The organism is Winogradskyella sp. PE311 (assembly GCF_046545555.1).
Taxonomy (GTDB): domain Bacteria; phylum Bacteroidota; class Bacteroidia; order Flavobacteriales; family Flavobacteriaceae; genus Winogradskyella.
In genome coordinates this window covers 71,562-97,035 of record NZ_JBHZTH010000006.1, presented here as the reverse complement: position 1 = coordinate 97,035, position 25,474 = coordinate 71,562, and the positions used below count along the sequence as shown (strand labels likewise).

General features: G+C 32.8%; 20 protein-coding genes. 9 read left to right on the top strand and 11 right to left on the bottom strand.

What is annotated here, in order from left to right; genetic code table 11:
• The first annotated feature begins 13 nt into the window (after positions 1 to 13).
• The 7 genes from ACFWU4_RS15395 to ACFWU4_RS15365 all read left to right on the top strand — a co-directional run bounded on the left by ACFWU4_RS15395 (position 14) and on the right by ACFWU4_RS15365 (position 6,047).
• The gene (locus tag ACFWU4_RS15395; protein WP_411129483.1) at positions 14 to 1,219 is read left to right on the top strand and encodes a WG repeat-containing protein; all 1,206 of its coding nucleotides are present in this window, start codon (positions 14 to 16) and stop codon (positions 1,217 to 1,219) included.
• Positions 1,220 to 1,290: 71 nt separating this feature from the next.
• A complete protein-coding gene (locus ACFWU4_RS15390) occupies positions 1,291 to 3,126 on the top strand; it encodes a T9SS type A sorting domain-containing protein (RefSeq protein WP_411129481.1) in 1,836 nt (611 codons plus the stop codon).
• A gap of 46 nt (positions 3,127 to 3,172) precedes the next feature.
• Positions 3,173 to 3,475, top strand: coding sequence for an immunity 53 family protein (locus ACFWU4_RS15385; protein ID WP_411129479.1), 303 nt, complete (start codon positions 3,173 to 3,175; stop codon positions 3,473 to 3,475).
• 39 nt (positions 3,476 to 3,514) lie between these two features.
• Entirely contained in the window at positions 3,515 to 3,904 is a 390-nt protein-coding gene (locus ACFWU4_RS15380; protein WP_411129477.1) for a helix-turn-helix domain-containing protein, read from the top strand.
• Positions 3,905 to 3,951: 47 nt separating this feature from the next.
• On the top strand, positions 3,952 to 4,347 hold the full coding sequence (locus ACFWU4_RS15375) for a VOC family protein (RefSeq protein ID WP_411129475.1): 396 nt from the start codon (positions 3,952 to 3,954) through the stop codon (positions 4,345 to 4,347).
• Positions 4,348 to 4,359: 12 nt separating this feature from the next.
• A complete protein-coding gene (locus ACFWU4_RS15370; RefSeq protein WP_411129473.1) occupies positions 4,360 to 4,887 on the top strand; it encodes a VOC family protein in 528 nt (175 codons plus the stop codon).
• 131 nt (positions 4,888 to 5,018) lie between these two features.
• On the top strand, positions 5,019 to 6,047 hold the full coding sequence (locus ACFWU4_RS15365; protein WP_411129471.1) for an N-acetylmuramoyl-L-alanine amidase family protein: 1,029 nt from the start codon (positions 5,019 to 5,021) through the stop codon (positions 6,045 to 6,047).
• 10 nt (positions 6,048 to 6,057) lie between these two features.
• On the opposite strand, the gene ACFWU4_RS15360 is transcribed toward ACFWU4_RS15365, so the two are convergent.
• The 7 genes from ACFWU4_RS15360 to ACFWU4_RS15330 form a co-directional block, all read right to left on the bottom strand.
• Complete coding sequence (locus tag ACFWU4_RS15360) at positions 6,058 to 7,413, bottom strand: UDP-N-acetylmuramate--L-alanine ligase (RefSeq protein WP_411129470.1); 1,356 nt, start codon at positions 7,411 to 7,413, stop codon at positions 6,058 to 6,060.
• A 193-nt stretch (positions 7,414 to 7,606) separates the two neighbouring features.
• Complete coding sequence (locus ACFWU4_RS15355; RefSeq protein ID WP_411129468.1) at positions 7,607 to 8,371, bottom strand: carbonic anhydrase family protein; 765 nt, start codon at positions 8,369 to 8,371, stop codon at positions 7,607 to 7,609.
• 117 nt (positions 8,372 to 8,488) lie between these two features.
• The gene (locus ACFWU4_RS15350) at positions 8,489 to 9,892 is read right to left on the bottom strand and encodes a TolC family protein (RefSeq protein WP_411129666.1); all 1,404 of its coding nucleotides are present in this window, start codon (positions 9,890 to 9,892) and stop codon (positions 8,489 to 8,491) included.
• 3 nt (positions 9,893 to 9,895) lie between these two features.
• Positions 9,896 to 11,254 (bottom strand): HlyD family secretion protein, encoded by a 1,359-nt coding sequence (locus ACFWU4_RS15345; RefSeq protein ID WP_411129466.1) that lies wholly within the window; start codon positions 11,252 to 11,254, stop codon positions 9,896 to 9,898.
• A gap of 11 nt (positions 11,255 to 11,265) precedes the next feature.
• Positions 11,266 to 12,924, bottom strand: a complete 1,659-nt coding sequence (locus ACFWU4_RS15340; protein ID WP_411129464.1) for a peptidase domain-containing ABC transporter — start codon at positions 12,922 to 12,924, stop codon at positions 11,266 to 11,268.
• Between the two features lie 5 nt (positions 12,925 to 12,929).
• Positions 12,930 to 13,604: a TetR/AcrR family transcriptional regulator gene (locus tag ACFWU4_RS15335; RefSeq protein WP_411129462.1), complete on the bottom strand. Its 675-nt coding sequence runs from the start codon at positions 13,602 to 13,604 to the stop codon at positions 12,930 to 12,932.
• A 116-nt stretch (positions 13,605 to 13,720) separates the two neighbouring features.
• Positions 13,721 to 14,674 carry a tetratricopeptide repeat protein gene (locus ACFWU4_RS15330; protein ID WP_411129460.1) on the bottom strand — a complete coding sequence of 318 codons (954 nt, stop codon included), beginning with the start codon at positions 14,672 to 14,674 and terminating at the stop codon, positions 13,721 to 13,723.
• 236 nt (positions 14,675 to 14,910) lie between these two features.
• On the opposite strand from ACFWU4_RS15330, the gene ACFWU4_RS15325 reads away from it, so the two are divergent.
• Together ACFWU4_RS15325 and ACFWU4_RS15320 are read left to right on the top strand one after the other, a co-directional pair.
• Positions 14,911 to 20,976 carry an alpha-2-macroglobulin family protein gene (locus tag ACFWU4_RS15325; RefSeq protein WP_411129458.1) on the top strand — a complete coding sequence of 2,022 codons (6,066 nt, stop codon included), beginning with the start codon at positions 14,911 to 14,913 and terminating at the stop codon, positions 20,974 to 20,976.
• Positions 20,977 to 21,074: 98 nt separating this feature from the next.
• The gene (locus tag ACFWU4_RS15320; RefSeq protein WP_411129456.1) at positions 21,075 to 21,446 is read left to right on the top strand and encodes a DoxX family membrane protein; all 372 of its coding nucleotides are present in this window, start codon (positions 21,075 to 21,077) and stop codon (positions 21,444 to 21,446) included.
• Between the two features lie 64 nt (positions 21,447 to 21,510).
• Here ACFWU4_RS15320 and ACFWU4_RS15315 read toward each other — a convergent pair whose 3' ends face one another.
• From ACFWU4_RS15315 to ACFWU4_RS15300, 4 genes are all read right to left on the bottom strand, one after another.
• Positions 21,511 to 23,472 (bottom strand): hypothetical protein, encoded by a 1,962-nt coding sequence (locus ACFWU4_RS15315; RefSeq protein ID WP_411129454.1) that lies wholly within the window; start codon positions 23,470 to 23,472, stop codon positions 21,511 to 21,513.
• 38 nt (positions 23,473 to 23,510) lie between these two features.
• Positions 23,511 to 24,113, bottom strand: a complete 603-nt coding sequence (locus ACFWU4_RS15310; RefSeq protein ID WP_411129452.1) for a DUF664 domain-containing protein — start codon at positions 24,111 to 24,113, stop codon at positions 23,511 to 23,513.
• Between the two features lie 72 nt (positions 24,114 to 24,185).
• Positions 24,186 to 24,707: a DUF4136 domain-containing protein gene (locus ACFWU4_RS15305; RefSeq protein WP_411129450.1), complete on the bottom strand. Its 522-nt coding sequence runs from the start codon at positions 24,705 to 24,707 to the stop codon at positions 24,186 to 24,188.
• Between the two features lie 50 nt (positions 24,708 to 24,757).
• Positions 24,758 to 25,471 carry an ion transporter gene (locus ACFWU4_RS15300; protein ID WP_411129448.1) on the bottom strand — a complete coding sequence of 238 codons (714 nt, stop codon included), beginning with the start codon at positions 25,469 to 25,471 and terminating at the stop codon, positions 24,758 to 24,760.
• Positions 25,472 to 25,474 lie beyond the last annotated feature (3 nt).

Here is a 25,474-nt window from a genome sequence, read left to right as displayed (position 1 = left end):
TTAAAACACTATTATGAAAAAGCCACTATTGTCAATACTTTTTATTTTGTTTTTTTCGATTTCAAGTATAGCCCAAGAGTCTGAAAATAAGCTATTTAGATTTAAGACAAATAATCTTTTTGGATTTATAAACCAGAAAGGCGAGATCATTGTAGAACCTCAATATACAACCGTAGGCCTATTTAGCGAAGGCCTCTGTGCAGTCGTTAAAAGAGAAAATAATGAAAGTAAATTGGGATATATAGACTATCATGGAGAAGTAGTAATCCCATTGCAATACCAGCAATATTTATACTGGGGAAGTGATTTTTCCGATGGTAGAGCTGCTGTGCGTTTAGACGATAAATCTGGTTATATTAATACCAAAGGTGAAATTATATTTCAAGCAAGTTTATACAAAGCACATCCGTTTCATAATGGTTTCGCGGTTATTGAAAAAGACTATGGTATTAGGTCTGTTATTAATAAAGAGGGCAAAATTGTTTTCGATCCTATTGAAGCTTATAAACGGCAACGCGCTAATAAACCAGTAGGCAAAGAACTGTTATACTTAAATGACAAAGTCAATAATGGAGTCATCACATTTGCAGTAACCTTTGGCTCAAGCTATCCATCCACTCAAAAAATGGGATATTTTAAAATGAATGGGGAAATGGTGTTTCCATTAAACTATTTGACAGGTAATTATCAAGAAAATCTAGTACAAGTATATAACGCAGATAGAACTAAAGCAGGCTATTTAGATAAAAAAGGCAACACAGCTATTCCTTTAAAGTTTAAAACAGTTTCAGACTTTTATAATGGAAAAGCCCTCGTCAAAGATATAAATACTAATAAATATGGAATTATTGATAATAGAGGAAATTATATTATTCAACCAAACTATCGACATATCTCAAAATATTTTTACAAGAGTGACATAATTATGGTAAGAAATGATTCTGGTAAAACAGGCTATATTAATGCAAAAGGCGAACCTATCTCTGAATTTAAATATGAATATGGCCTAGATTTCTCAGAAGGTTTTGCATTTGTTTATTCTCGGGCAAATGGTTGTGAATTTATAGATAAAACAGGTGAATCTGCTTTTGATCTCGATTTCGATAGTCCTTCAAATTACCTAAATGCTAGTTTTAGTGGTGGCTTAGCCAAAATCCGTATGAATAAAAAGAATGCTTATATAAATACCAAAGGGGAAGTTGTATTCACCTACGAATAGATTCCCGCATTATTGATAAGGTTAAAAAGCTTGTATTAATTGGTCTACTAACCCTACTATTCAATAAATGTATGGCTCATGTAGTGGTTAATGAGGTTTTAAATTACGCTAAGAATGCTATATTCGGCGAAGTTTTATCCATTATATTTATGAAGCATTTTTATTTTCTATTAGCCTCAATGATTTTCTTTACAGGCTTTTCTCAAAGTCTACCTATTAATTTCGAAGGAGACATAACAACTTCTGATTTTGTGGATTTCGATGGCGGAACTGCCACAGTAACTGCAAACCCAAATATGTCTGGTATTAATACAAGTAGTACTGTAGCACAAATTGTAAGAGACGGAGGGGCAATTTTTTCTGGAAGCAAGATCCTATTAAGTAATAACCTTGATTTTTCTGTATTAACTAAAATATCAATGAAGGTATACACAACTGCGCCAATAGGAACAACAGTTAAATTTAAACTAGAAGGCTCAGGTCCATCTGCAGAATTTGATACATTCACCACAGTTTCTGGGACATGGGAAACACTCGAATGGATTTTTGTAGGAACCGCTAATAATTTAAATGAAATCGTATTTATGTTCGATTTTGGAAATGTCGGAGACGGCACAGCCAACTCAACTTTCTATTTCGATGACATAGAACAAATTTCAGGACCAGTTGCACCTGTACCTACATCCTTGCCTATTGATTTTGAAAACGGAATTGTAGCTACTGATTTCCTTAACAATGGTGGTGCAACAGCTAATATTATAGCGAATCCACAAATAGATGCTAGCAATAATAGCGCAACAGTTGGACAAATAATTCGCGATGGTGGAGACTTTTGGGCAGGAAGTAAAATATTTTTAGATAACACCATAGATTTAACAACTCAGTGGCATATCTCTATGAAATTGTTTACCAATGCTCCTGTAGGCACTCGCATAAAATTAGAATTAGAGAACGCAAGCGGCACGACCAATTTAGATTATATAACCACACTGTCTGGTCAATGGGAAACGGCAAGCTGGAATTTTGATGGCCAAGCTAATGATTATGATAGAATACAATTTATGTTCGATTTTGGAAATGTAGGAAATGGCACCTCAGCATCAACATTTTTGTTTGACGATATACAACAACTCACAGGACCTGCCATACCAGATCCTATACCAACCACAGTGCCTGTAGATTTTGAAAATAACAGTGTTGTTACTTCAGATTTTACTAATTTTTTCGGTGCAATAACAACCGTAATTCCTAATCCGCAGATAGATGCAAACAATCCAAGTGCTACAGTTGGGCAATTTGTTAGAAGTGGTGGTGCAGGTTTTATGCGAAGTAAGTTGATATTAACTAGTCCTATTGAAAATATGTCTACAGTAGGAACACTCTCTATGAAAGTATATACAGATGCTCCTGTAGGCACAACATTAAAATTTAAGTTAGAAAATATTGTTCCTAATGCTTTTGGTAAAGAAGAAGACGCATTCACAACTGTTTCGGGCGAATGGGCTACTTATACTTGGGATCTTTCTAATGCTGATAGCCCAATTTATGATGTTTTAACCTTAATGCTTGGCTACAATGGAGCAAATGATGCTTCTGCAAATGCTACATTTTTATTTGATGATATTCAAGTTGTATCAAATTCTCTGAGTGATGGCGAAGACCAAATACTAACATTAAAAAACGTTTCGATTTATCCAAATCCTTCTGATACTGTTTTGACTTTTAAATCTAAAGTTGAGATAATTGAATCAGTTACGCTTTATAATATTTTTGGAAAGAAAATAAATAGCTTCAATGCAGATAGTAAAGAATTATCAATTAATGTAGCTAATATAGAAGCAGGTATTTATCTTGCAAAAGTTCTAACAAAAGAAGGCTTGGGTAGTATAAAAGTGATCATTAATTAAGTACGCCCTATTTGTCTTTTTTTGTTAGCCCTTAAAAGCTATAAATATGGAAGTTTTAGAATGGATACAAAATTGGTTTCAAGCCAATTGTGATGGAGACTGGGAAAAAGGCGATGCCATACAAATTACCAATATAGACAGTCCTGCCGGTTGGGATGTAGAAATTGATATCTCTAAAACATCTATTGCTAACCTAGAAATAAAATGGGTTCTCAACGAAAACGGAAAACAAGATTGGTACGGAGTAAAAATTCAAAACCAAAGATTTAGAGCTGCTGGCGATGCCACAAAATTGACTTTTTTATTGGGTTTATTTAGAGAGATGATTGAGAAGATTGAGAATGAATAGATTAGGCATTCTCAAAAATTTCTGCGAACTTAGCTTTAAGTGAGTTACTACCAAGACAAAATAAAACAACTAAAAGAGAATCATTATTCTAATGACAAACAGATTGCATCTATTATTAGTGTTAAAAATTACATTGACACTCACTATGAAAATGACATCAACTTAGATATTTTATCTCACAATCAATTTATTTCTAAATTTCATTTATTGCGCTTATTTAAAAGATATTATGGTCTTACACCAAAACAATATCTAATTGATAAACGGATAGAGACATCTAAAACCCTTCTAAAAAAAGGAACTTCAGTAACAGAGACCTGCTTTGCCATTGGTTTTCAGAGTTTAGGTTCATTCAGCACATTATTTAAGTCTAGAACTGGTAAATCACCAAGTCAATATCAAAAAGAGCAACTTTCAAGAAGCAACTAAAATTTATTATCTTCAATTTTGAATAATGAACTATCACAATATGGATTATGAAAGTTACAATAATAAGTATTCCCGTTAGAGACCAAGAAATAGCACTAGAATTCTATACCAAAAAACTAGGTTTTATTAAAAAGAAGGATACACCATTAGATGGCGAAAATCGATGGATTACCCTTGTATCTAAGGATGCCCAAGATGGTCCAGAGCTCTTATTAGAACCCGCACCTAATCACTTTGAACCATCCAAAGTTTACCAAGATGCTTTAATGGAAGCAGGCATTCCATGGACCCAATTTGATGTAGATAGCGTAGATGATGAATATAAGCGTTTACTTGATCTTGGTGTGGAGTTTAGTATTAAACCGTCTATTTTTAGCACTGTAAAGTATGCTGTATTTAATGATACTTGCGGTAATAATATTCAGATTGTTGAAAACCTTTAAATCCATTATATTTTGAAAAAACCGATCATTATATTAATTATATCCCTTCTTTTTAATTGCGAAAACAAAACACTGAATAAAGAACTTGACGCGTTACGTTCTGAAAATACTGAATTAAAACAAACGGTTGAAAAAGCAAATACCTCAAAACAAATCACAACCTTTTTAACCTTTCAAAACCAAGATGCTGAACAAGCCATGAATTTTTATGTAAGTCTATTTGAAAATTCTAAAATCACCGAAGTAAATCGCTATGAATCAGAAGGCCCTGCACCTGAAGGCTCAATTATGATGGCACGTTTTGAGTTAAACGGAAGTCAATATGCGTGTAGTGATAGTTATATAAAACATGAGTGGAATTTTACTCCTGGTGTTTCCAATTTTATAGACTGTATATCTAAAGAAGAGCAGGAATTTCTTTTTACCAAACTATCTGAAAATGGCAAAGTTCTAATGCCATTGGGCAACTATGGCTTTAGCCAACAATTTGCCTTTATCGAAGACCAATTTGGTGTGTCTTGGCAGTTGAATTTGGATTGAATTTTATAATAGAGTATTAATCTTATTTCTGCAGTTAATTGCTCGTTCTTCGTAATTTTATAATAAATCATTGATATAAACAGTTATATAGCACTGGTAACACATTAGTTCTTTTATTAACATTAACCAGCATGCTAAAACATCTACTATATTTTTTTACACTTTGTACTATTACTGTAGCTTTAGGACAAACTACAAACCAATCAGTGGTAGCACAAAAAGGCGATGGTATTTTTTCGCTCCTGAGAGCACACGATATTCCGTACAGATATATTGATAGTTTTATACAATTAAATAAAGAAAAAATAACCTCTGGAAATCAACTCATTATTGGAAAATCTTATGTGTTACCGATAATTAAGTCGGACTCTGTAACAGCATCAATAAATCGTAAAATAGATAGTACTTCAATTAAACCAGAAATCAAAACTGAACTCTTATTTGGAGAAGATTACAAAAATTTTACTGTTAAAAATGACACGCTTAAAAATGCCGTCTATTATTTAATTGCTGGACATGGTGGACCTGATCCTGGTGCGGTAACAACTTATAATTCTAAATTAATTACTGAAGATGAGTATGCTTATGATGTCACCTTAAGATTGGCGCGAAAATTAATGGCTAAGGGAGCTACGGTCTACATTATTATAAAAGACAAGAACGATGGCATAAGAGACCAGCGCATTTTAGAAGTCGATTATGATGAAGTTTGTTACCCAAAAAAGGAAATTCCTAGAAGCCAAAAATTAAGATTACAACAACGAACAAAAGCTGTTAATAAGCTTTACTTAAAACATAAAGGAGCATATCAAAGACTAATTGTAACACATGTAGATAGCAGAAGTGTCGGAAAAAATATAGATGTATTCTTTTATCATCATAAGAATAGTAAAAATGGAAAACGCTTAGCTGATCATGTTCATACTACCTTTAAAGAAAAGTATGCCAAGCATCAACCCAATCGTATTTATTCTGGCACTGTAACTTCTAGAAGTGGATTATATTTAGTTAAAAACACATTGCCTCCCATGGTATATATTGAACTTGGAAATATTAGGAACTCAAAAGATCAAAAGCGTATTTTAAATTATGACAACCGAGAAGCCTTGGCTAATTGGATTCATTTAGGGCTTTTAGCCGATTATAGTGGTCGCAAGTGAATTACAAATATTAACTAAAAAGCTCCTTCACCTCATCAAAATCCAAACCACCATAATTACCAGAACTCATTAAGAGTAACGACTTGTTGTCAAAATTTTGCGAAAACAAGAAATTTTTAAAATCTTCTGGGTTGGTATAAATAATTAAATCATCACGTTCAAAAGCAGTAGCAATTTGCTCATGTGATACTTCTTTTAGCTTTTTAATTTCAACAGCACGAGGAGAATAAAAAACAACTGCTGTATCTGCGGCGGCTAATGCACCTTTATATTCTTTTAAAAATTCTGCATTAAGACTACTATAGGTATGCAATTCTAAACAAGCCACTAAAGTTCTATCATTATATTGTTCTTTAACAGCTTTAGTTGTGGCTTCTACTTTACTTGGTGAATGTGCAAAATCTTTGTAAGCAATACTTGTGTTGGACTCGGCAATTTTTTCTAAGCGTTTACTTGCTCCTTTAAAGGTAGAAATGGCTTCGTAGAAATCGTCTTCATCAATTCCCATGTGTTGGCAAATCCATTTAGCTCCAGCCAAGTTATTGAGGTTATGTGCTCCAAAGACTTCAATTGGCATTGGGCCTTCTGGAGTTTCTAATAATGTTTCTCCATTTTCTACGCTATACTCTGGAGTTTGGTAAGCAATCTTTCTAACCTGATTTTCTGAAACTTCTACTACGCGTTTTACTTCTAAATCTTCTTCGTTGTAATTGATGCTTCCACCAGTAACTATAGAATCTACAAAAATGCTAAACTGCTCAACATAGTTTTCATAGGTCGGAAATACATTAATATGATCCCAAGCAATTCCGCTCAACAAGGCAATATTAGGTTTGTATAGATGAAATTTCGGTCGCATATCTATTGGTGAACTCAAATACTCATCGCCTTCTAAGACCATAAAATCATTATGTTCAGTTAATTTTACCATCACATCAAAACCTTCGAGCTGTGCACCAACCATATAATCTACATCCCGATCGTGATAATGCATTACATGTAAAATCATAGAAGTAATCGTAGTCTTTCCGTGACTTCCACCAATAACAACTCGTGTTTTATGTTTGGCTTGTTCGTATAGAAATTCCGGATAACTATATATTTTTAAACCTAAATCTTGAGCTTTTAGCAATTCAGGGTTATCTGCTTTGGCATGCATACCTAAAACGATAGCATCTAAATCTGAAGTGATTTTCTCAGGATACCAACCAAAAGTTTCAGGTAGTAAACCTTTTGCTTCTAATCGCGATTTTGAAGGATCAAAAATAGTATCATCACTTCCTGTGACTTTATAACCTTTATTGTGAAGTGCTATGGCTAAATTGTGCATTGCTGCACCACCAATAGCTATAAAATGTACGTTCATGCAACAAATATAATAGAACTTAAACTTGATACCGATACTGAAGTTGAAAAATACTGCACAAGATTTAAGACTTTATTAAATCATAGCTATTACCTTATTACAATTACTGTCTGAGCATTATTTTACTAAAAAAGAAAAGGCAAAATTTCAAAAAACTTGAAATTTTGCCTTCTATAGAATAGTTACCCTTTAATTAATCAACATTAAAGTTAACCTTACCGCTTTCCATGTCGTAAACTGCAGAAACAATAATAATATTACCGTCATCCTCCATCTTAGCCATGGTAGGTGATTGTTCTCTAATATTCTTTACGGTACGCATGGCATTATTATTAATCACTGCATTAGTGAATTTAGCATTTTTTGAGTTTCGCTCTCCATCTAGCGCAGTTTCACCAACAGCTGGCTCAATCTCATCTATTAAATCAGCTAAGGAATTCATTCCGAGAGATTTTGCGTCAACTTTATCTATTGTAGATTTTACTGCACCACAAGCAGTGTGTCCCATAACAATTACGACCTTAGAACCTGCTACAGCAGTAGCATATTCCATAGAACCTACGATATCAGCATTTTCAATATTTCCGGCTACACGTGCCACAAAAATATCTCCAATACCCAAATCAAATACATCTTCTACAGGTACTCGACTGTCTACACAAGAAAGGACGATTGCTTTTGGAAATTGACCAATCATAGCCTTGCGTCGTTGGGCAGAATGATCGCGACGTGTGAGGTTATTATTTATAAAATTTTCATTTCCTTTTTTTAAACGACCAATTATTTCTTGCGGAGTCATTCCTGCCTGTTCTTCTGCAGTAAGAATACTTTTAACTTTGGTTTCTTCTACAGCTTCAGATGTAACATCAGTCTTTACTTCATCTTTTGCTTTTTGTTCACAAGATGTTAGCATAATTAGAGTAGAAATAGCAATTAAAGATAATTTTAAATACTTCATAATTTACTGTTTAAATAATAGTTAAAAACGTTAAACAAAAATAATGAATATTAAGCATTTACATGTCAATTTTCTATTAGTTTTAACACTATTTAAAGGCTAAAACTTAATAATAAACTACAAATCCGGATTCACAGCCAAACTATTAAAAAGCTTAGCTTTAGTACTAAAGAATTTATTCTGAATTTCTATAGCTTTTAATTGCCCATCTATCAATTTAGACTCTCTAGAATTTACTAAAAACAATGAGCTTTCGCCTAATTCAAACTTACGCTCTTCAGCTTGCAGCATTCGCATATAATCTGATACCATTTGGGTTGTAATTTCATTTTGAGCAACATAAGATTCTAGTTCTTGCTTTAATGCATTAATCTTATTTTGAAGATTAACACGTGTAGCATCCATTTCAAACTCTGTATCTTGCATCTTTAACCTCGCCAACTTTAAATCTCCACGCTCTTTTCTTAAAAATAAAGGGAAACTAACATTTAATCCTCCTTTATATTCGGCAGTATTAAACGTTCTGGCCACTTCTGGTGTTTCTGTAATAAAATTATATTCTACATCAATTCTTGGTAATAATCTATTAGCCTTAAGTTTTGTATCTACCTCTAAACCTTCTAACTTATACCCTAAAGACAATAATTTTGGATGCGCATCTAACACCACTTCATCACTTCTTAACTGGTTAATATTAAATGTAGCATCGACAATAGGTTCTGTATTAATATCTGGTATAACATCTGGTTGTAACTCTACGGGTACATTATTCTCTAACCATAAGAAATTAGATAGCTCTAAAGCCGCTTTCAACAGTTTTACTTTAGATTGCTCTAAACCTAGTTTTCTATTATTTACGGCTATACGTGCTTCAGTTTCATCAATTTCTGCATTTTCACCAACTTCAACACCTTTTTGCACACCTGTAAAACGTTGCTTTGCATTAACCAAGATATTCTCAAACAACTTTAATTCGTTATAAGCCTGCAACCATTTAAAGTAAACTAAAGATGCTTCGTATAAAATATTATTGACATATAAATCGCGATCTGCCTTGGCTTGTTCCCTAAAGAGTTTTGCCTGCTTTAAGGCAGCCATTCTATTATTAATTAGTAAACCTCTGCCTAATGGAACTGCAATACCAGCACTATATAAACCATCTTCTGGCACAAAAGCTTCAGGATTTAAAAACACCCCAGAATTTTCTTCAAAGGTTGCCTTTAATTCTACACCAAACCAAGTCGGCACTTTAAATGTTCCGTTTAATCTATCGAAGTATTCTGTATTCTTAAATTTCTTTCTATCATAATCGACTTCAATCTTAGGGTCAAAAGCACCACGAGATTTCATTAATTTCGCCTGACTTTCATCAATGACCAATTCCGCTTGCTTTACAATTGGATGAAATTTCTTTACAAAACCTAAATACTCATCAAAACGAAGCACGTTAGACAAATCTTCTGTTTGGGAAAACCCTAACCAACTGAAACCAATAATTAGTATGGTAAGTTTTAGTTTCATCATTTAATGCCCTTTTTTAGTTTTAGCCTTTACCGCTCCATCTGGTTGATAATAATTAGGTGGAAACCCATTAAGCTGTCTCCATAACTCAAACCAAATTGGTACATCTTCTAGTAATGCCATTGTGAATGCTCCAGAACCAGCTCTAATATCCTTAGGCCATTTATGATCTTCCTCATCTGGTGCTAAAAGCACTCTAAATTTGCCGTTATCACTTATAAAATTCTCTATAGCTACAACTTTAGCACCGTAAGTTCCGTAGGAAATATTTGGCCAACCACTAAATATAATTGCAGGCCAACCATCAAACTGTACTCTCACTTGCTCTCCGATATGAAGCAATGGTAAATCTATTGGCTCAACAAAGGTTTCTACAGCCAAATCTACTTCTGCAGGCATAATACCTACTAAAGCTTCTCCTTCTTTAAAGGTTTGACCTACTCCACCTCTTATAGCCTTATTAATGTACCCATCGTAAGGTGCTTTAATAAAACGTAAATCATTTCTTAATTGATAATTAGAGTAAGCGTTATCTAATTTAGAAACCTGAGCTTCTGTATCAAATTGACTAGATTCTGCGGTAAATTTATCGCTTTGCGCTTTTGAAATTTTATCTGCATAGGACGCATTAACTCTAGAAATTTCAAATCTAGCATTTAGGACTTCATTTTTGCTTGCCAACAGCTTATTTTCTTGTGAAATTAGTTTAGCCTCAGTTTCTTGAAGTTTTAATCGTGCATCTTCCACATCCTTCGTTGCTTTAAAACCTTCTTCTTTTAAAGTTGCTGTTCGGTCATATTTTGACTGGGCAATTTTAATATTAGTTTTTGCAGCTTCAAAGTCTATACTATCACTCTTTACCTTTAATTTAGATTGTAATAGTTTATTTTTAGCTTGTTCTAATTTTAAGTTTTGCTCATTATATAGTGCTCCTATCTGACGATTGAGAGCTTTTACTTTTTCTCCATACGAACCTACAGACTGTGCTTTTGCATCACGTTGTTCTGCCGTTCTTTCTACCAAATTAGGATCAAAATACTCACTCTTAATTTCAGAAATTTGCATTATTGTATCGCCTTTAGCAACAAAATTTCCTTCTCGTACAAACCACTTTTCTATTCTGCCTGGTATTGGTGACTGAATAGTTTGTGGTCTTTGATCTGGTGTTAACGTTGTCACCTGGCCTCTTCCAGTGATATTCTGAGTCCAAGGTAAGAACAAAATAATGACACCAAATATTGCAAACGCACCTAAGAAACGATTAAAATATTTGAAATATCTATCGTGAAACACTCGCTTTCCGGACTTAGATTTTGTTAAGTCTACAGATTTATTAAGTTGATTATGAGATATATTTAGCATGATTGATTCCTTTAAATAATTTCACCTTTTTTAAGCGTAATAACCTGTGTACAACTTTGTGACCAGTCATTACTAATACTTACCACAACTAATGCCCACGGATTTGATTCATCAGTTAAAAACTGAATAATTCTATTAACTTCCTCTGGCTCAAAATGCTCTAAAGGATCCTCCAAGATTAATAGTTTTGGTTTACTTACAATCGCTCTTGCTAAAACAATTTTCTTAGCAACTGTGAAAGAAGTTTGTTTTCCTTCAGGATATAAGACGGTGTTTAAACCCTGAACACTTTCTTTAATAAACTGATTTAAGCCTACTTTTTCAATTGCCCATAACAATTGATCTTCAGAAATATTAGGATTTCCAAAAGTTATATTTTCTTTAATGGTTCCTTCAAATGGTGTCTCGTCTGCCAAAGACAAGCCAAGATGCGATCTATAATGGTTTAGATTTATATTTCTTAATGAATATTCATCGATATAAACGCTACCTTTTGTTGGTTCTATAACACCTGCAATTAGACGCAGTAAACTAGATTTACCAGATCCACTCTCACCTCTAACTAATATTCTACTTTTTGGCTTAATTTTTAACGAAATTTGATTTAAAATACTTTGATCTCTTTGAGGAACGCTATAAGCCACATTGTCTAATTCTAAACTAAAATTATCTTTAAACTCTGGCTTATCACCGCCTTGCATCTCAATATCTTTATCCACAACTTGTCCCATCTTTTCTAGGGATGTTAAGACATCATAGAAAGACTCTAAACCTAGAATCAATTTTTCTACCGATGTAATGACTAATAAGATTATGATTTCTGCGGCAACAAATTGCCCAATATTCATTTCTTGATTTAATACCAACAAACCTCCTATTAGCAATAAACCAGCAGTAACAATAACCTTAAAACCAATCATTTGTATGAACTGAATGACTAGTATTTTAAAGTGGCTTTCTCTAGCTTTTAAATAGTCATTGACCAAATCATCATTTTTGTTAATTGCAAGCGTTGTTCTGCCCGATAATTTAAAACTGACGACAGCTCTAGCTACCTCTTGGATCCAATGTGCAACTTTATATTTATGCTTTGACTCCAATAAACTTGTATCCATACCTTTTTGGGCTGTAAACTTAAATACGACATAGATAAGTAATAGCAGTAAAATACCAAAAGCTATAAAAAATGGGTGATAAAACGATAGCAATATTAAAGCAAACAATATTTGTAATACTGCTGCAGGAATATCCACTAAAATCTTTGCCAATCCTTTTTGAATATTAAGCGTATCAAAGAAACGGTTGGCTAATTCTGGTGGGTAATAATTTCTTAACTCATTCATCTTTATTTTTGGAAAACGATATGTAAATTCAAAAGAAGCTCTAGTGAATATACGCTGTTGTATCGTCTCAATAATTCGCATTTGCATTAGTTGCAATATTCCTACAAATGCAACACCTAAGGTCACTAAAATGACTAATACTATCCAGGAAGTGCTTACTTGTGCTCCTTGTATTAAGTTAATAATTGCCTGTATACCTAATGGTAAAGTCAAGGCCAACAGTCCTGAAAAAACGGCATAATATATAACTTGTAATAAGTCTCTTTTTTCTAATTTTAAAAGACCAACAAGTCGCTCCCAAGGAGACATAATTTCTTTATTATTCATATGGTTTACTTACTAATTGCGTTAATAGTGAGTTGTTTAAAAAAGTCTGTCGGAGTAACACTATCGTTACAATCCGTAATTGAAATAAAATGTTCTTTTAAGAAGTGCTGATGCAAAGCACCTTCGACAATAGTACTTGCTAAACTCGATGCAAATTTATATTCAGAATTAATATTGATGATCATATCGCGCAAACGCTTAATCATACGTTTGTAAACCACAAAGTAACCTTCTTTATTTTCGGCATCTACTTCTTTTGTTAAATACGATTTAGAATACTCGTTAATGATTATTCTATTAAGAACTACTTCGTTAATATGAGAAAACGTTACATCCTCTTCAATTGTTTTAGTTACAACTTCTATGGCTTTAAATAATTGTGCTTCCGAATCGGGCATATTAAACGTGGCAAAAACCATTTGATACTCTATCCAAGCCCAATACCAAGATGTTAAGTATAAAAGTAATTTATGCTTACTTTCAAAATAACGATAAATAGAGCTTTCATTAGACCCAATCCTTGCTCCCAATTTCTTAAAAGTAAAACTATCAAAACCTATTTCGTCTATTAACAATATACTATGTTCAATGATACGTTTTCCTAAATTTGATGACTCTGGGTCTTTTATAAAGATCTTATCTGGAACAGAAATTTTTAAATTTGATAGTAAGTTTAGCATTTTAAAAATATTTGATTGCAAATATAATAGTATTACTATTAATTTGGTTTAATTAACAAATATTTAGTACCTAAAAAAACGTAATGATAACTATAAAAATAATTTATGATTCTATTCTAAAGCTTTGAAATAGAAGCTTTTTCCTTTTTAAAAACAGCAATTTTCGGTAAGTCCTTTATAGCCTTATCTATCCATTTTAGAGCTTCTGTCTTATTCTTTTTGTGCTTATAAATTTGAGCCATACGATAATAAGCCCATGCTTTTGGGACACCATCCTTAGAAGAATGATGAGATAAATAAGCTTTTAGACACTTCTCCCCTTTATCTAATTGTATATTATAATCGGCACAAACTTTACCTATTTGATAATGCATAGCATTACGTTGCAATTTGTTCTGAGCCGCCTCTAGATTACTAATTGCTTTTTCGGGTTTATTTTGCTTTTCATAAAAGGTAGTCAATTTATCATAGCATGTTACAGAACCACCAACCTTTATAGCAAGCCTATAATACTTCTCTGCAAGTTCTGGTTCATCATCATATTCATAGACATAGCCTTTCGCCAAATAACCATCTACCTTAGATAGGTTTTGGAGTTCATTAGCGTATTTTAAAGCTTTAGAATTACTACCTCCAACAATACCTGGTAACGACACATATAATTCTACTAGAGCCCAACGCGCATCAATGTGCTTAGGATCTAATTCTGCTGCTTTTAAAAATGCTTTTTTTACATCTCCAATAATACCTAACGCCTTAAGCTTACTTATACTTAAAGCCTTCATACCTAAAGCGCCACCATATTTGTATTGATAGTTTGCATTATTAGGTTCTTTTTTTGTTAAAGCTTCGTATTGCTCAATGGCACCATCCCACTTTTTTTGTTGCCCATAGGCATCACCTAATAACTCAATAGCCTCTTTATCATTAGGATTTGATTTTAAGAAAGTTAGCATTTCGCTCTGTGCCCTCTTAAACTGTTTGTTATTTATATAACTGATGGCATTCTCTTTCGGTGTTTGAGAAAAGCCGATTAAAGACATAAATAAAATCCAAATAAATCTGTACATCTATATTAGTATTGGTTTGCAAAAATACAATTTCAAAATTAGTGCCAAAATCCATTTTAATAACGTTAGTGTTAACTCACAAATTGCTTAACTTCACTCATCCAAATAAGATGTTTACCCTTTTTAGCTTTTTTTGGAATGCCTTTTGAAGGTATGTTTACATTGAAACAGAATCTGTTTAAATTTTAAACCTTAGACTTATTCGTAAAAAGAAAACCGCTTTTGCGGCAATGATTATGAAAAATTATATCTCAATACTAATGCTTATATGCTTTGCTTCTTTCTCTAATGCTCAGAATGACTTTGAAAGTCAATGGAAAAAAATAGCTAAATATGAAAATGATGGCTTAACACAAAGTGCGGCAGATCTTGTAGACTCTATTTATAAAGATGCCTCTAATTTAAATAATGAGGAACAGCAAATCAAAGCATTGCTCTATAAAAGCAAGTACATGCTAACACTCGAGGAAGATGCACAACTCAACATTGTAAATCTCTTTAAGTCTGAAATTGAAAAATCAGAGAGCTTAGTCACTAAACATTTATTAGAAAATATGCTAGCTACGATGTACTGGCAATATTTTCAGCAAAACAGATATCAATTTTATAACAGGACAAAAACCTCAAAAAAAATTAGTGAAGACTTTAGAACATGGGATTTAAAGACCTTGTTTAATGAAATTCACATCCATTACCAGCGCTCGTTAGAAAATGGCTTATTACTTCAACAAGAAGCGTTAGAAAACTACAAAGTTCTTCTAAAAGAAGCCAAAGATTCTAAGACGTATAGACCAACACTTTTCGATTTATTAAGTCATAATGCGTTACAATTTTATAAAACCGATGAAAATAGTATTACTCAACCTGCTTATAAGTTTAGTATAGACAAAGCTGAATATCTTGCAGATCATCTTACATTTTCTAATTTAGATATTGTTTCCAAAGATTCTACATCTTTACAGCTACATGCTCTAAAAATCTATCAAAATTTACTTAAAGCACATCATGTTGATGCGTCACCATATCCAACAATTGCAAATGATATTGAACGCTTAAAATTTGTATTACAATATTCTACTTTAGATAATAAAGAAACTTTATACTTAAATGCACTTAAGAAGGAAAGTGAAGAAAGAAAAAGCTATCCATTTTCATCTTTATATGACTTTGAAATTGCTTCACTCTATAAACAACAAGGTCAACGCTATACTAGTAATTCTAATCAAGGTGAGATAGACGAAACGCATCGCTGGAAACTTAAGGATGCTATTGCCGTTTGCGATGCCGTTATTTCTAAATATCCAAAAGGTGAAGGTACCAAAGATTGTGAGGCTTTAAAACAACAAATTCTTCAGCCAAACGTACGACTTCAAGGTGAAGAATATATTCCTAATAATTCAGCGTCTCGACTGTTAGTAAATTATAAGAATCTAACAACGCTCAACTTCAATATTTACAAGATAAATAAAAGTCAATTAGAGACTTTTAATAATTCTTACAACGCCCTTGACAAGGCAAAATTCTTTAAAGATCTTAGAATTACAAAGTCATTTTCTAGTGCTTTAAAAACGGAAGGAGATTATCAAAACCATAGTACTGAGATTATTGTACCAGCATTACCAAATGGCTTATATCTTATAAAAGCAGATACCAATACTGAGGACAATGTATTTGCTGCTGCACATATACAAGTTACTGACATGGCATTGGTACAAAGCAACCAAAATGATGTTGTTAATTACCAATTAATTGACAGAAACAATGGACAACCTATTATAAATGCTGATATAAAACTCACCTACAGAAATAATAGGAATAAGGTTTTTACTAAAAATTTAACGACAGATCGCTTTGGGAAATTCAAATTTAATAGAGATAAAAATTATTACCGTTCTGTAGAAATAAAAGCAACAACAAAAAATGAGGTTGGCTATTTTGGTAATTATAATATTGGCAGAACGTATAAAAATCGTGAGAATAAAGACACTAAATACAATGTATTCCTCTTTACTGATAGAAGCATTTACAGACCAGGACAAACCGTTTATTTTAAGGGTATTGCAACAGCAACAAAAGATGACAATACCCAAGTATTTGCAGACAATGCAGCTACTGTAAAACTAAAGAATGTAAATGGAGAGGACGTCAGCGAACTCTTATTACAAACCAATGAATTTGGTTCTGTTAGTGGAGAATTTATAATACCTAATGATGGATTAACTGGTAATTATACTATTGAGATGGTATGCGGAAGAAAAGGATACTCCTATTTCTCAGTTGAAGAATACAAACGCCCAAAATTTAAACCAGAGTTTCAACCTGTTACCGAAACTTATAAAGTTAATGATAGTATTACAGTAAACGGTATGGCAGTTGCATTTGCTGGCAGTAAGATTACAGATGCTAAAGTGGTGTATCGTGTAAAACGCCAAGTACAATATCCAAGTTGGTATTACTGGAGACGTCCTTACTTTAATTCTGAGCCACAAGAAATCACCTTTGGTGAGTCTAAAACAAATGCTAAAGGTGAATTTGAAGTCATATTTAAAGCCTTACCAGATGAAAGCGTTTCTAAGGATAATCTTCCTGTATTTAGATATGAGGTTACCGCAGATATCACTGATATAAATGGAGAAACACGAACTGCTACAACGACTGTAAATGTTGGTTATCATGCTATGACATTAAAAATAGTGGCGCCAGATGTTATTGATAAAACAAAAAAGGATATTGAAATTTCTTTGGCTTCTCAAAACCTAAACGGCGAATTTGCACCAGCAAAAGGCACACTAAAAGTCTATAAACTAAATGCTCCAAACCAAGTTTTAAGAGCAAGACCTTGGAATGCACCAGATTTTCAAGTCATTTCTAAAGAAGAATTTGCAAGGCTATTCCCGAATGAGCCTTATAACAACGAACATCTATTAACCAATTGGACCAAAGGCAAAGAAGTCTTTAAAGCGGATTTTGATACCGAAAAAGAAAAGACCATCGCTTTAAAAAAATTAAAAAGATGGACTTCTGGAAAGTATATTATTATAGCAGAAAGCAAAGACAAATTTGGACAAGACGTAAAGGATGAAGTTTACACATCGCTCTACAGCAAATCTGACAAAACTATTGCCGACAACCAATTATTTGAAGCGTCTTTAGATAAAGACAGTTACAAAGCTGGTGATGTTGCAAAGTTAACTATTGGTTCTGCTGCAAAAGATATTACAGTTACCGTAGAAATTGAAAAAGACAGAAAGATAATTGTGACGCAACTAGTTCGATTGAGTAACTCTAAACAAACCATTAGCATCCCAGTTTTAAAAGATGATATAGGTGGTTTTGAAGTCCATGCTAGTTTTGCGGCTTTCAACTCATATATACCACAAAGTTTCAGAGTCAACGTCCCTTATCCTAAAACTGATTTAGAAATAGAAACCACAACTTTTAGAGATAAGTTACAACCAGGACAAGACGAAACTTGGAGCTTTAAAATTAAAGGACCAAAAGGAGATAAATTATCTGCAGAACTTTTAGCAAGCATGTATGATGCGTCTTTAGATGAATTTAAAGCGCATAACTGGACGTTTAATCCTATTTACAGACCTTACTATTCTGCAAGCGTGAATAAAAATTATGCTCAAAGTTTTAGCCAAACTAACTTTAGACTGTTTAATCGCTTTAAATCTATCACTAATTATACTCAACAAAATTATGACCAGTTGAATTGGTTTGGATTTTATTTTGGAAATATATACAGAGAATACAGAAGAAAAAATAAATTATATGCACCTGAAGTAGCAATGGCTGTTGAAGATTCTACTGAATTAGAAGAATCTGTAGTTGTTGGCTACGGGACAAAGCCCAATGCTAATTTTACGCAAACATTATCTGGTCAAGTAGCTGGTTTAAAGATTTCCGAAAATGATAAAAGCCCGGGAAATAATGTTGAACAGGAAGAGATTCAGAAGAATTCTATCCAAATTAGAAAAAACCTAAACGAAACCGCATTCTTCTTTCCGCAATTGCAAACAGATGCAGAAGGTAATGTAAGTTTCAATTTTAAAGCACCTGAGGCTTTAACCAAATGGAAATTACAATTATTAGCACATACCAAAACTTTAGAAAGTGCCGTGACGCAATTAGAAGCTGTGACGCAAAAGGAACTTATGGTGATACCAAATGCTCCACGTTTTTTAAGAGAAGGTGATAAAATTAGAATCAGCACCAAGATTGCAAATCTTACTGATAAAGAGTTATCTGGTGTTGCACAATTATTATTAACAAATCCTATAACGGGTAAATCTATTGATGGAGAATTGTCTAACGCATATAACGACTTAGGTTTTAAGGTCGATGCTAAAGGTAATACGCAAGTCACGTGGAATTTAGAAATTCCAGAAGGTATACAAGCAGTACAATACAAAGTCATTGCTAAAGCTGGAGACTTTAGTGACGGTGAGCAAAATGCATTACCTGTTTTATCTAATAGAATGTTAGTGACTGAGACCTTACCAATGTGGATTCGTTCAAACGAAACAAAGACATTTACTTTAGATAAGTTAAAAGATAATACTTCTTCTACACTTACAAATCATAAGTTGACTTTAGAGATGACCTCTAATCCGGCTTGGTACGCAGTTCAGGCACTTCCATACTTAATGGAATATCCTTACGATTGTAATGAACAAACGTTTTCAAGATATTATGCAAATGCATTAGCGCAACACATTGTAAAATCTAATCCTAAGATTGAAGCAGTATTTAACCAATGGAAATCAACTGATGCTTTGTTGAGTAACCTAGAAAAGAATCAAGAGTTAAAATCTTTACTGATTCAAGAAACACCTTGGTTACGTGATGCACAGTCAGAAACAGAGCAGAAAAAGCGTATTGGCTTATTATTCGACCTCAACAAAATGACAAGTAAGTTGAATTCAGCTCAACGTAAATTAAAACAAAACCAGATGTCCTCAGGTGCATGGGCTTGGTTTAAAGGTGGTAGAGACAATCGTTATATCACACAGCATATTATTGCTGGTTTCGGTCATTTAAAACACCTTAATGTAACATCAAGCGCCGTTGAGAATTCAATGATTCAAAATGCATTGAGATACTTAGATTCTGAGTTTGTAAAAGAATATAAAAACCTAAAAAAGTACAATAAGGATATTGATTACGATAAAGATCATTTGTCTTACACCCAACTACATTATTTATATGTACGTAGTTTCTATCCTGAGTTAAAACCTACTAAAGAGGTTAAAGCCATTATGGATTATTACCAAAGTCAAATAAAACAATATTGGTTAAAGCGTTCACTGTATGCTAAAGGTTTAATGGCATTAAGTATGCACAGAATGGGTGATTCTAAAACTTCCGGGAAAATTCTAAAATCATTAAAGGAGAATAGCATTACTTCAAACGAATTGGGTATGTATTGGAAAGCGAACACCAACTCATGGAACTGGTATCAAGCACCTATTGAAACCCAAGCCTTGTTAATTGAGGCGTTTTCAGAAATTGAAAATGATGTTACAACCATTGATAATCTAAAAATTTGGTTACTAAAAAACAAGCAAACCAATCAGTGGAAAACGACTAAAGCAACTACTGAAGCTGTTTACGCCTTATTATTACAAGGGAGTGCTTGGTTAGATGTTACTGAAATGGTGGATGTAAAAGTTGGTAACGAAACTATATCTCCAGAGACTTTAGACGACGTAAAAGTTGAAGCTGGTACCGGCTATTATAAAACATCTTGGACAGGTTCTGAAATTAAACCCGAACAAGCCGATGTTACCATAACAAAAAAAGGAGATGGTATAGCTTGGGGCGCAATGTACTGGCAATATTTTGAAGACTTAGACAAAATTACCTCAGCAGAGACTCCTTTAAAGCTCAGCAAAATACTTTTCTTAAAAGCGAACACAGACAAGGGAGAGGAAATCTCAGAAATCACTTCAGAAACCAAATTAAAGGTTGGTGATTTAGTAAGAGTACGTATAGAATTGAATACAGATCGCTCAATGGAGTTTGTACATCTTAAGGATATGCGTGCCGCAGGATTTGAGCCCATTAATGTCTTATCGCAATACAAATGGCAAGATGGTTTAGGTTATTATGAAAGCACAAAAGATGCTGCAACTAACTTCTTTATAGACTATCTACCAAAAGGAGTTTATGTGTTTGAATACGACTTAAGAGTTAACAATGCTGGTGATATGAGTAATGGTATTAGTACTATACAAAGTATGTATGCACCAGAATTTAGTAGCCATAGTGATGGAATAAGAGTGTTTGTAGATTAAAAATGTTGTTAGTTAATGGTTGTAATGACGACAAAAGTCAGAACATGTACGAAAAATAATTTTGTACCTTGAAATCACTAACTAAAAAAATTAATATCATGAATTCAAAAGTTTTTATGGTTCTAAGAATCTTACTTGGAATCTTTGTACTCGTTTTTGGCGTAAACAAATTTGCTAACTTTTTACCAATGCCAGAATTAGCCGGTGATGCTGCTGCATATTTCGGAGCATTAGCTAATTCCAAAACTTTAATGCTTGTTGGCATCGTTGAGATCGTTGCAGGTTTAGCCTTAATATTAAACAAATATGGTGCTTTACTAGCACTAATATTAATGAGTATTTCTGTGAATGCAGTATTATTTCATGCGGTTTTAGATCCAGGAGGGATTGGTGGAGCTGCGGTATTATTAATTTTAAATATTGCAGTATTATTTGGTTATAAAGACCACTACAAAGCGCTATTGAGTTAAAAACTTTTTTTAAGCAACTAAAAAGAGGCTATTAAGCCTCTTTTTTTTTAGTTCTATATTAATTTTATCTATTGTAAGGATACTCACTAATCCAATGAAAACCTCTATTGGTTAGTAAAAAATCTTCTTCTTTCAGTTTTATTGATGAACCATAAATAGTATCACCTTTATTTATAAAATTAAAGTCTAATCCAGTACTATCCACTTTTGTGTAGTTTAATTCGAAGTTATTGTTATCATTACTCCAACTTGACATGGTCAATTTATTATTGAGACTATCTTGCGTGATACCAAAGTAAGCCTTCGAATTATTAAATTTCTTAATTTGTAAAGAACCTTCTCTTTGCACCACTATATTTTTCCAAAGTCTTTGGTCTTTGTAACTAGTAATTGTATCACCATTAATTACAAAATTAGTAACTTCATAAACACCGTATAAATCTGGTTTAGGTGCTTTTGATCCATACATTTTTTCAGAATCTAGTGTAGTTATAAATCCATAAATAAACACATAACCAAGCAGAAGTCCTTTAATACTTGTTAGGGCTATATTTATACCTTTATTTTTAATTGGTCGTGTTAATATGTCAATTGATGTGCTCACCTTAGTAAAGAAAAATGCTAATAATCTTTTTATGTCCTTAAACAATAAAAACAGAGTCATTAACACTAAATGTGTGGATAATATTTTTACAGGTACATCATAAAAATAGTTTACAGCCATAACATTCATTGCTGTCATCAAAGTAATAATGGCGCCAAATGTCATTGTTCGTCTAAAGAGTAATAAGCCTGCTAATATCTCGGCTATACCCATAAACATATTATATCCTTTAGAAAAGCCTAAAAAAGTCCAAGCTAATCCCATTGGTGAAGATTCTCCGTAAGTACTCATCATTCTATAAAAACCTGGTGAAGAGAATTGCAACTGAATCACCTTAACCATTCCATAACTAATAAGCATTAAACCGACGTAATAGCGAATACCAACAGTAAGCCAATAATACATTTTATCATAATCTCTTTGTTTTCTGTCTATAATAGACCAAACAACACATCCTATAAGCGCAATAATACATGCTGTAAATATTACTAAAAAGTCAAATAAGGTATCACCACTGCCTGTAATTTTAGAGGAAACTTCGCCTGCTAAACCATAAAAGTTAGAACCCAACCAAGTAATAAGCTGTTTAAACCACTCCGTAGGATAGGCAAATATTTTATCCCAAAATGGAAAGGCACCATTGTTTTGAAAAAGGATAATAAGTATAAAATAAATAAAAGAAAACCTAAACCCAATGCGTCTTAAAACTGACCATTTCTCTTCACTAGATAATGAAATATTGGTTAGAAATGAAAACACAAGTACCAATAAGAATACTAAAAATATCCACATTCCTGCATTAGGAAAAGCATTCTCTGCAGCGGCGACGCTCTTTTTAATACCATTACCCTCAATTAATAAAGAATAGTTACCATCTGTACTATCCTCATTGGTAGTAAAACTAAATTCTTTTACTTTATAAGTTTCTCCTTTAGAGACACCATTATTCCAATCAGGAATCTTGTTATCAATAACTTCACTTTCAAAACTAGCATTGTCAATTTCTATCTGTTGGTAAACCCCATTATCATCTTCTATGTAAAGTTCGAATTTATCAAAATAGAATTTACCATTATTAAAACTAATCATCCCAAAATTAAGACGCTCCGACTTTGAATCTAGACTTCCTTCAATGACATAAGAATTCCAAATACTAGACTTAATAGGTCTATTGCCCATATTATCAAAAAAACCTGTTGTTTTATCAGTATTATCGACGCGTGCCCAAATTCCGGCCCAAGCATCTTTATCTTCTGTTTCAACCTTAGCAGAAGCGACGACCTTAAATTTTTTAGTCGTATCTGTTTTAAACTCCAAATTCTGGCTAACAGAAACCCATTCTCTAGAGATCTCTTTTGTTACCTGATTACATGATAATAAACTGCCAATGAGCAGAATAAATAATAGACTTACTTTTTTCATAAATTGAAGATTGATTGGTGTAGTTTTTCTTTAATAAATTAATTCATCCGCTTTGAAATAAAAGCTAATTGACCCATATGATTTGCTTGGTGTTCCATAACATGAAACCAAGCCCAATGCATACTCATATTGTTAATCTTAGATTTAAACCATACATCGTCTTTAGTTTTTAATAATTGCTTTGTTTTTGCTCTTACCTCATCATAAATATCCATATAATATTTAATTGGCTTACCTTTAAGTTCTATCCGTGCTTTATCACCAAGATTGAGAGCAGTCTCCCACTTCGCTTTTTCAGCAGCATTAAAGCCTCTCCCTTCAAATGTATAGACTTGATAGTAGGCCTCTGTGGCAGCAAGATGATATATTATTGCACCAGGACGGTTTGCATTTCCGTCTAAAAGAAAATCAGTTGCTTCCTGATCTATACCTCTAACATATTGCTCTACACGGCCTTTTAAATTATCGAGCATTGAAATCATATTTCCTATATCGTTAGAATACCCTTGTGGTGCTTTTATTTCAACTTGGCTAAATAAACTTGGAGTAGATAATAATAGAACAAACACTATTATTTGAATCTGATTTTTAAGCACAGAATGGCGAGTTCTCTTAAGGAGATTGTTAATTCTTAATTTCATTAGATTGATTGTTTAGTTTATCGAAAATAAACCAATCAATCTATCAAAACTCAAGATTAACAGTGAATTAACTTATTTTTTTGGTGGATATTCTGAAAAAATATTTTCAATTAATTTTACAAATACAGCCTCACGCTTTTCTGGTTTTGCGTTGGGACTATACTTACTCTCACTAACAGCTTGCCAAAAAAGACGCTCATTTTGCTTTTTGTCCACAAAGTCAATTACAATTTCTCTTGTAGACTGATTACCACCTAAAGGAATACCTACTGATACTCCTCCAAAGCCTCCGCCTCCGCCTCCACCAACTCCAACTCCAACATTAGAATTGTTTTGGTTTTGAATATCTTGGCTTTGAATGTCAATAAAAAAATCTGGATTTTCAGATCGGGTTAAACCCATTGTTTCTAATTTTGTGTCAATTGCTCGCATGAGTCTTTTATTATCGAGCTGACTTAACCCAGTTTTCATATCATCAAAATAATTATACGATTTGTATTGGCTAAAATCAGTTGATTTCTCATAATCGTAATTAACAATTGCGCCGCAAGAAGACAACATAAATAGTATTAGTAAATATTTGGAGATACGCATAGTTTTTATTTTAAAGGTATTAAAAATATAATATGCTTTTAAAACTTTAACTATTCATCCTCGGAGTGAGGTTCTATAGCTTTAGTTAAAGACGAAGAAATAATGCCAGTTGGAATAGCTACAATTCCTAAACCGATTAATAATATGAAAAATGTAAATATTCTACCACCTACAGTTATTGGGTAGACATCTCCATAACCTACTGTAGTTAAGGTAACGATAGACCACCAAAGACTATCAAATATTGAAGAAAAATATTCTGGTTGCGCCTCGTTTTCAAAGTAATAAATACCAACTGCAGCAAAATAAATGAGCATTAGAGTAATAATCATAAACAATATTATTTGCTCCTTTGCGACCATCATAGCACTTGCAAAATGCTTCATTGCTTTATTATAACGCACCAATTTAAAAAGTCTAAATAATCTAAACATTCTTAATAAACGAAGTGATCGTAAGTCGATTCCAAATGTCAAATAGAAAGGAAGAATTGCTAGAAAATCTATAATTCCGAAAAAACTAAAAATAAATCTTAGCTTATTATCTGCTACATATATTCTTGCCAAATACTCAAAAGTAAATATGAGTACACAAAAAGCTTCAATAGAATTTAAAACTACTCTAGTCTGTGGTTTTAAATCTGGCAAAGTTTCAATAGAGAATGTAATTACCGAAAGAATAATTAAAAACTGAATAAATAACGCAAAACGTCTACTCTGTTTTGATTTATTTGCTTCAACTAAATTTTTTAAATAGTATTTCATAAT

Bases quoted from the DNA above. Each gene is read 5' to 3' on its own strand.
- ACFWU4_RS15395 (WP_411129483.1), top strand. From the start codon at position 14: ATGAAAAAGCCACTATTGTCAATACTTTTTATTTTGTTTTTTTCGATT.
- ACFWU4_RS15390 (WP_411129481.1), top strand. From the start codon at position 1,291: ATGGCTCATGTAGTGGTTAATGAGGTTTTAAATTACGCTAAGAATGCT.
- ACFWU4_RS15385 (WP_411129479.1), top strand. From the start codon at position 3,173: ATGGAAGTTTTAGAATGGATACAAAATTGGTTTCAAGCCAATTGTGAT.
- ACFWU4_RS15375 (WP_411129475.1), top strand. From the start codon at position 3,952: ATGAAAGTTACAATAATAAGTATTCCCGTTAGAGACCAAGAAATAGCA.
- ACFWU4_RS15365 (WP_411129471.1), top strand. From the start codon at position 5,019: ATGCTAAAACATCTACTATATTTTTTTACACTTTGTACTATTACTGTA.
- ACFWU4_RS15360 (WP_411129470.1), bottom strand. From the start codon at position 7,413: ATGAACGTACATTTTATAGCTATTGGTGGTGCAGCAATGCACAATTTA.
- ACFWU4_RS15355 (WP_411129468.1), bottom strand. From the start codon at position 8,371: ATGAAGTATTTAAAATTATCTTTAATTGCTATTTCTACTCTAATTATG.
- ACFWU4_RS15350 (WP_411129666.1), bottom strand. From the start codon at position 9,892: ATGAAACTAAAACTTACCATACTAATTATTGGTTTCAGTTGGTTAGGG.
- ACFWU4_RS15345 (WP_411129466.1), bottom strand. From the start codon at position 11,254: ATGCTAAATATATCTCATAATCAACTTAATAAATCTGTAGACTTAACA.
- ACFWU4_RS15340 (WP_411129464.1), bottom strand. From the start codon at position 12,924: ATGAATAATAAAGAAATTATGTCTCCTTGGGAGCGACTTGTTGGTCTT.
- ACFWU4_RS15335 (WP_411129462.1), bottom strand. From the start codon at position 13,604: ATGCTAAACTTACTATCAAATTTAAAAATTTCTGTTCCAGATAAGATC.
- ACFWU4_RS15330 (WP_411129460.1), bottom strand. From the start codon at position 14,674: ATGTACAGATTTATTTGGATTTTATTTATGTCTTTAATCGGCTTTTCT.
- ACFWU4_RS15325 (WP_411129458.1), top strand. From the start codon at position 14,911: ATGAAAAATTATATCTCAATACTAATGCTTATATGCTTTGCTTCTTTC.
- ACFWU4_RS15320 (WP_411129456.1), top strand. From the start codon at position 21,075: ATGAATTCAAAAGTTTTTATGGTTCTAAGAATCTTACTTGGAATCTTT.
- ACFWU4_RS15315 (WP_411129454.1), bottom strand. From the start codon at position 23,472: ATGAAAAAAGTAAGTCTATTATTTATTCTGCTCATTGGCAGTTTATTA.
- ACFWU4_RS15310 (WP_411129452.1), bottom strand. From the start codon at position 24,113: ATGAAATTAAGAATTAACAATCTCCTTAAGAGAACTCGCCATTCTGTG.
- ACFWU4_RS15305 (WP_411129450.1), bottom strand. From the start codon at position 24,707: ATGCGTATCTCCAAATATTTACTAATACTATTTATGTTGTCTTCTTGC.
- ACFWU4_RS15300 (WP_411129448.1), bottom strand. From the start codon at position 25,471: ATGAAATACTATTTAAAAAATTTAGTTGAAGCAAATAAATCAAAACAG.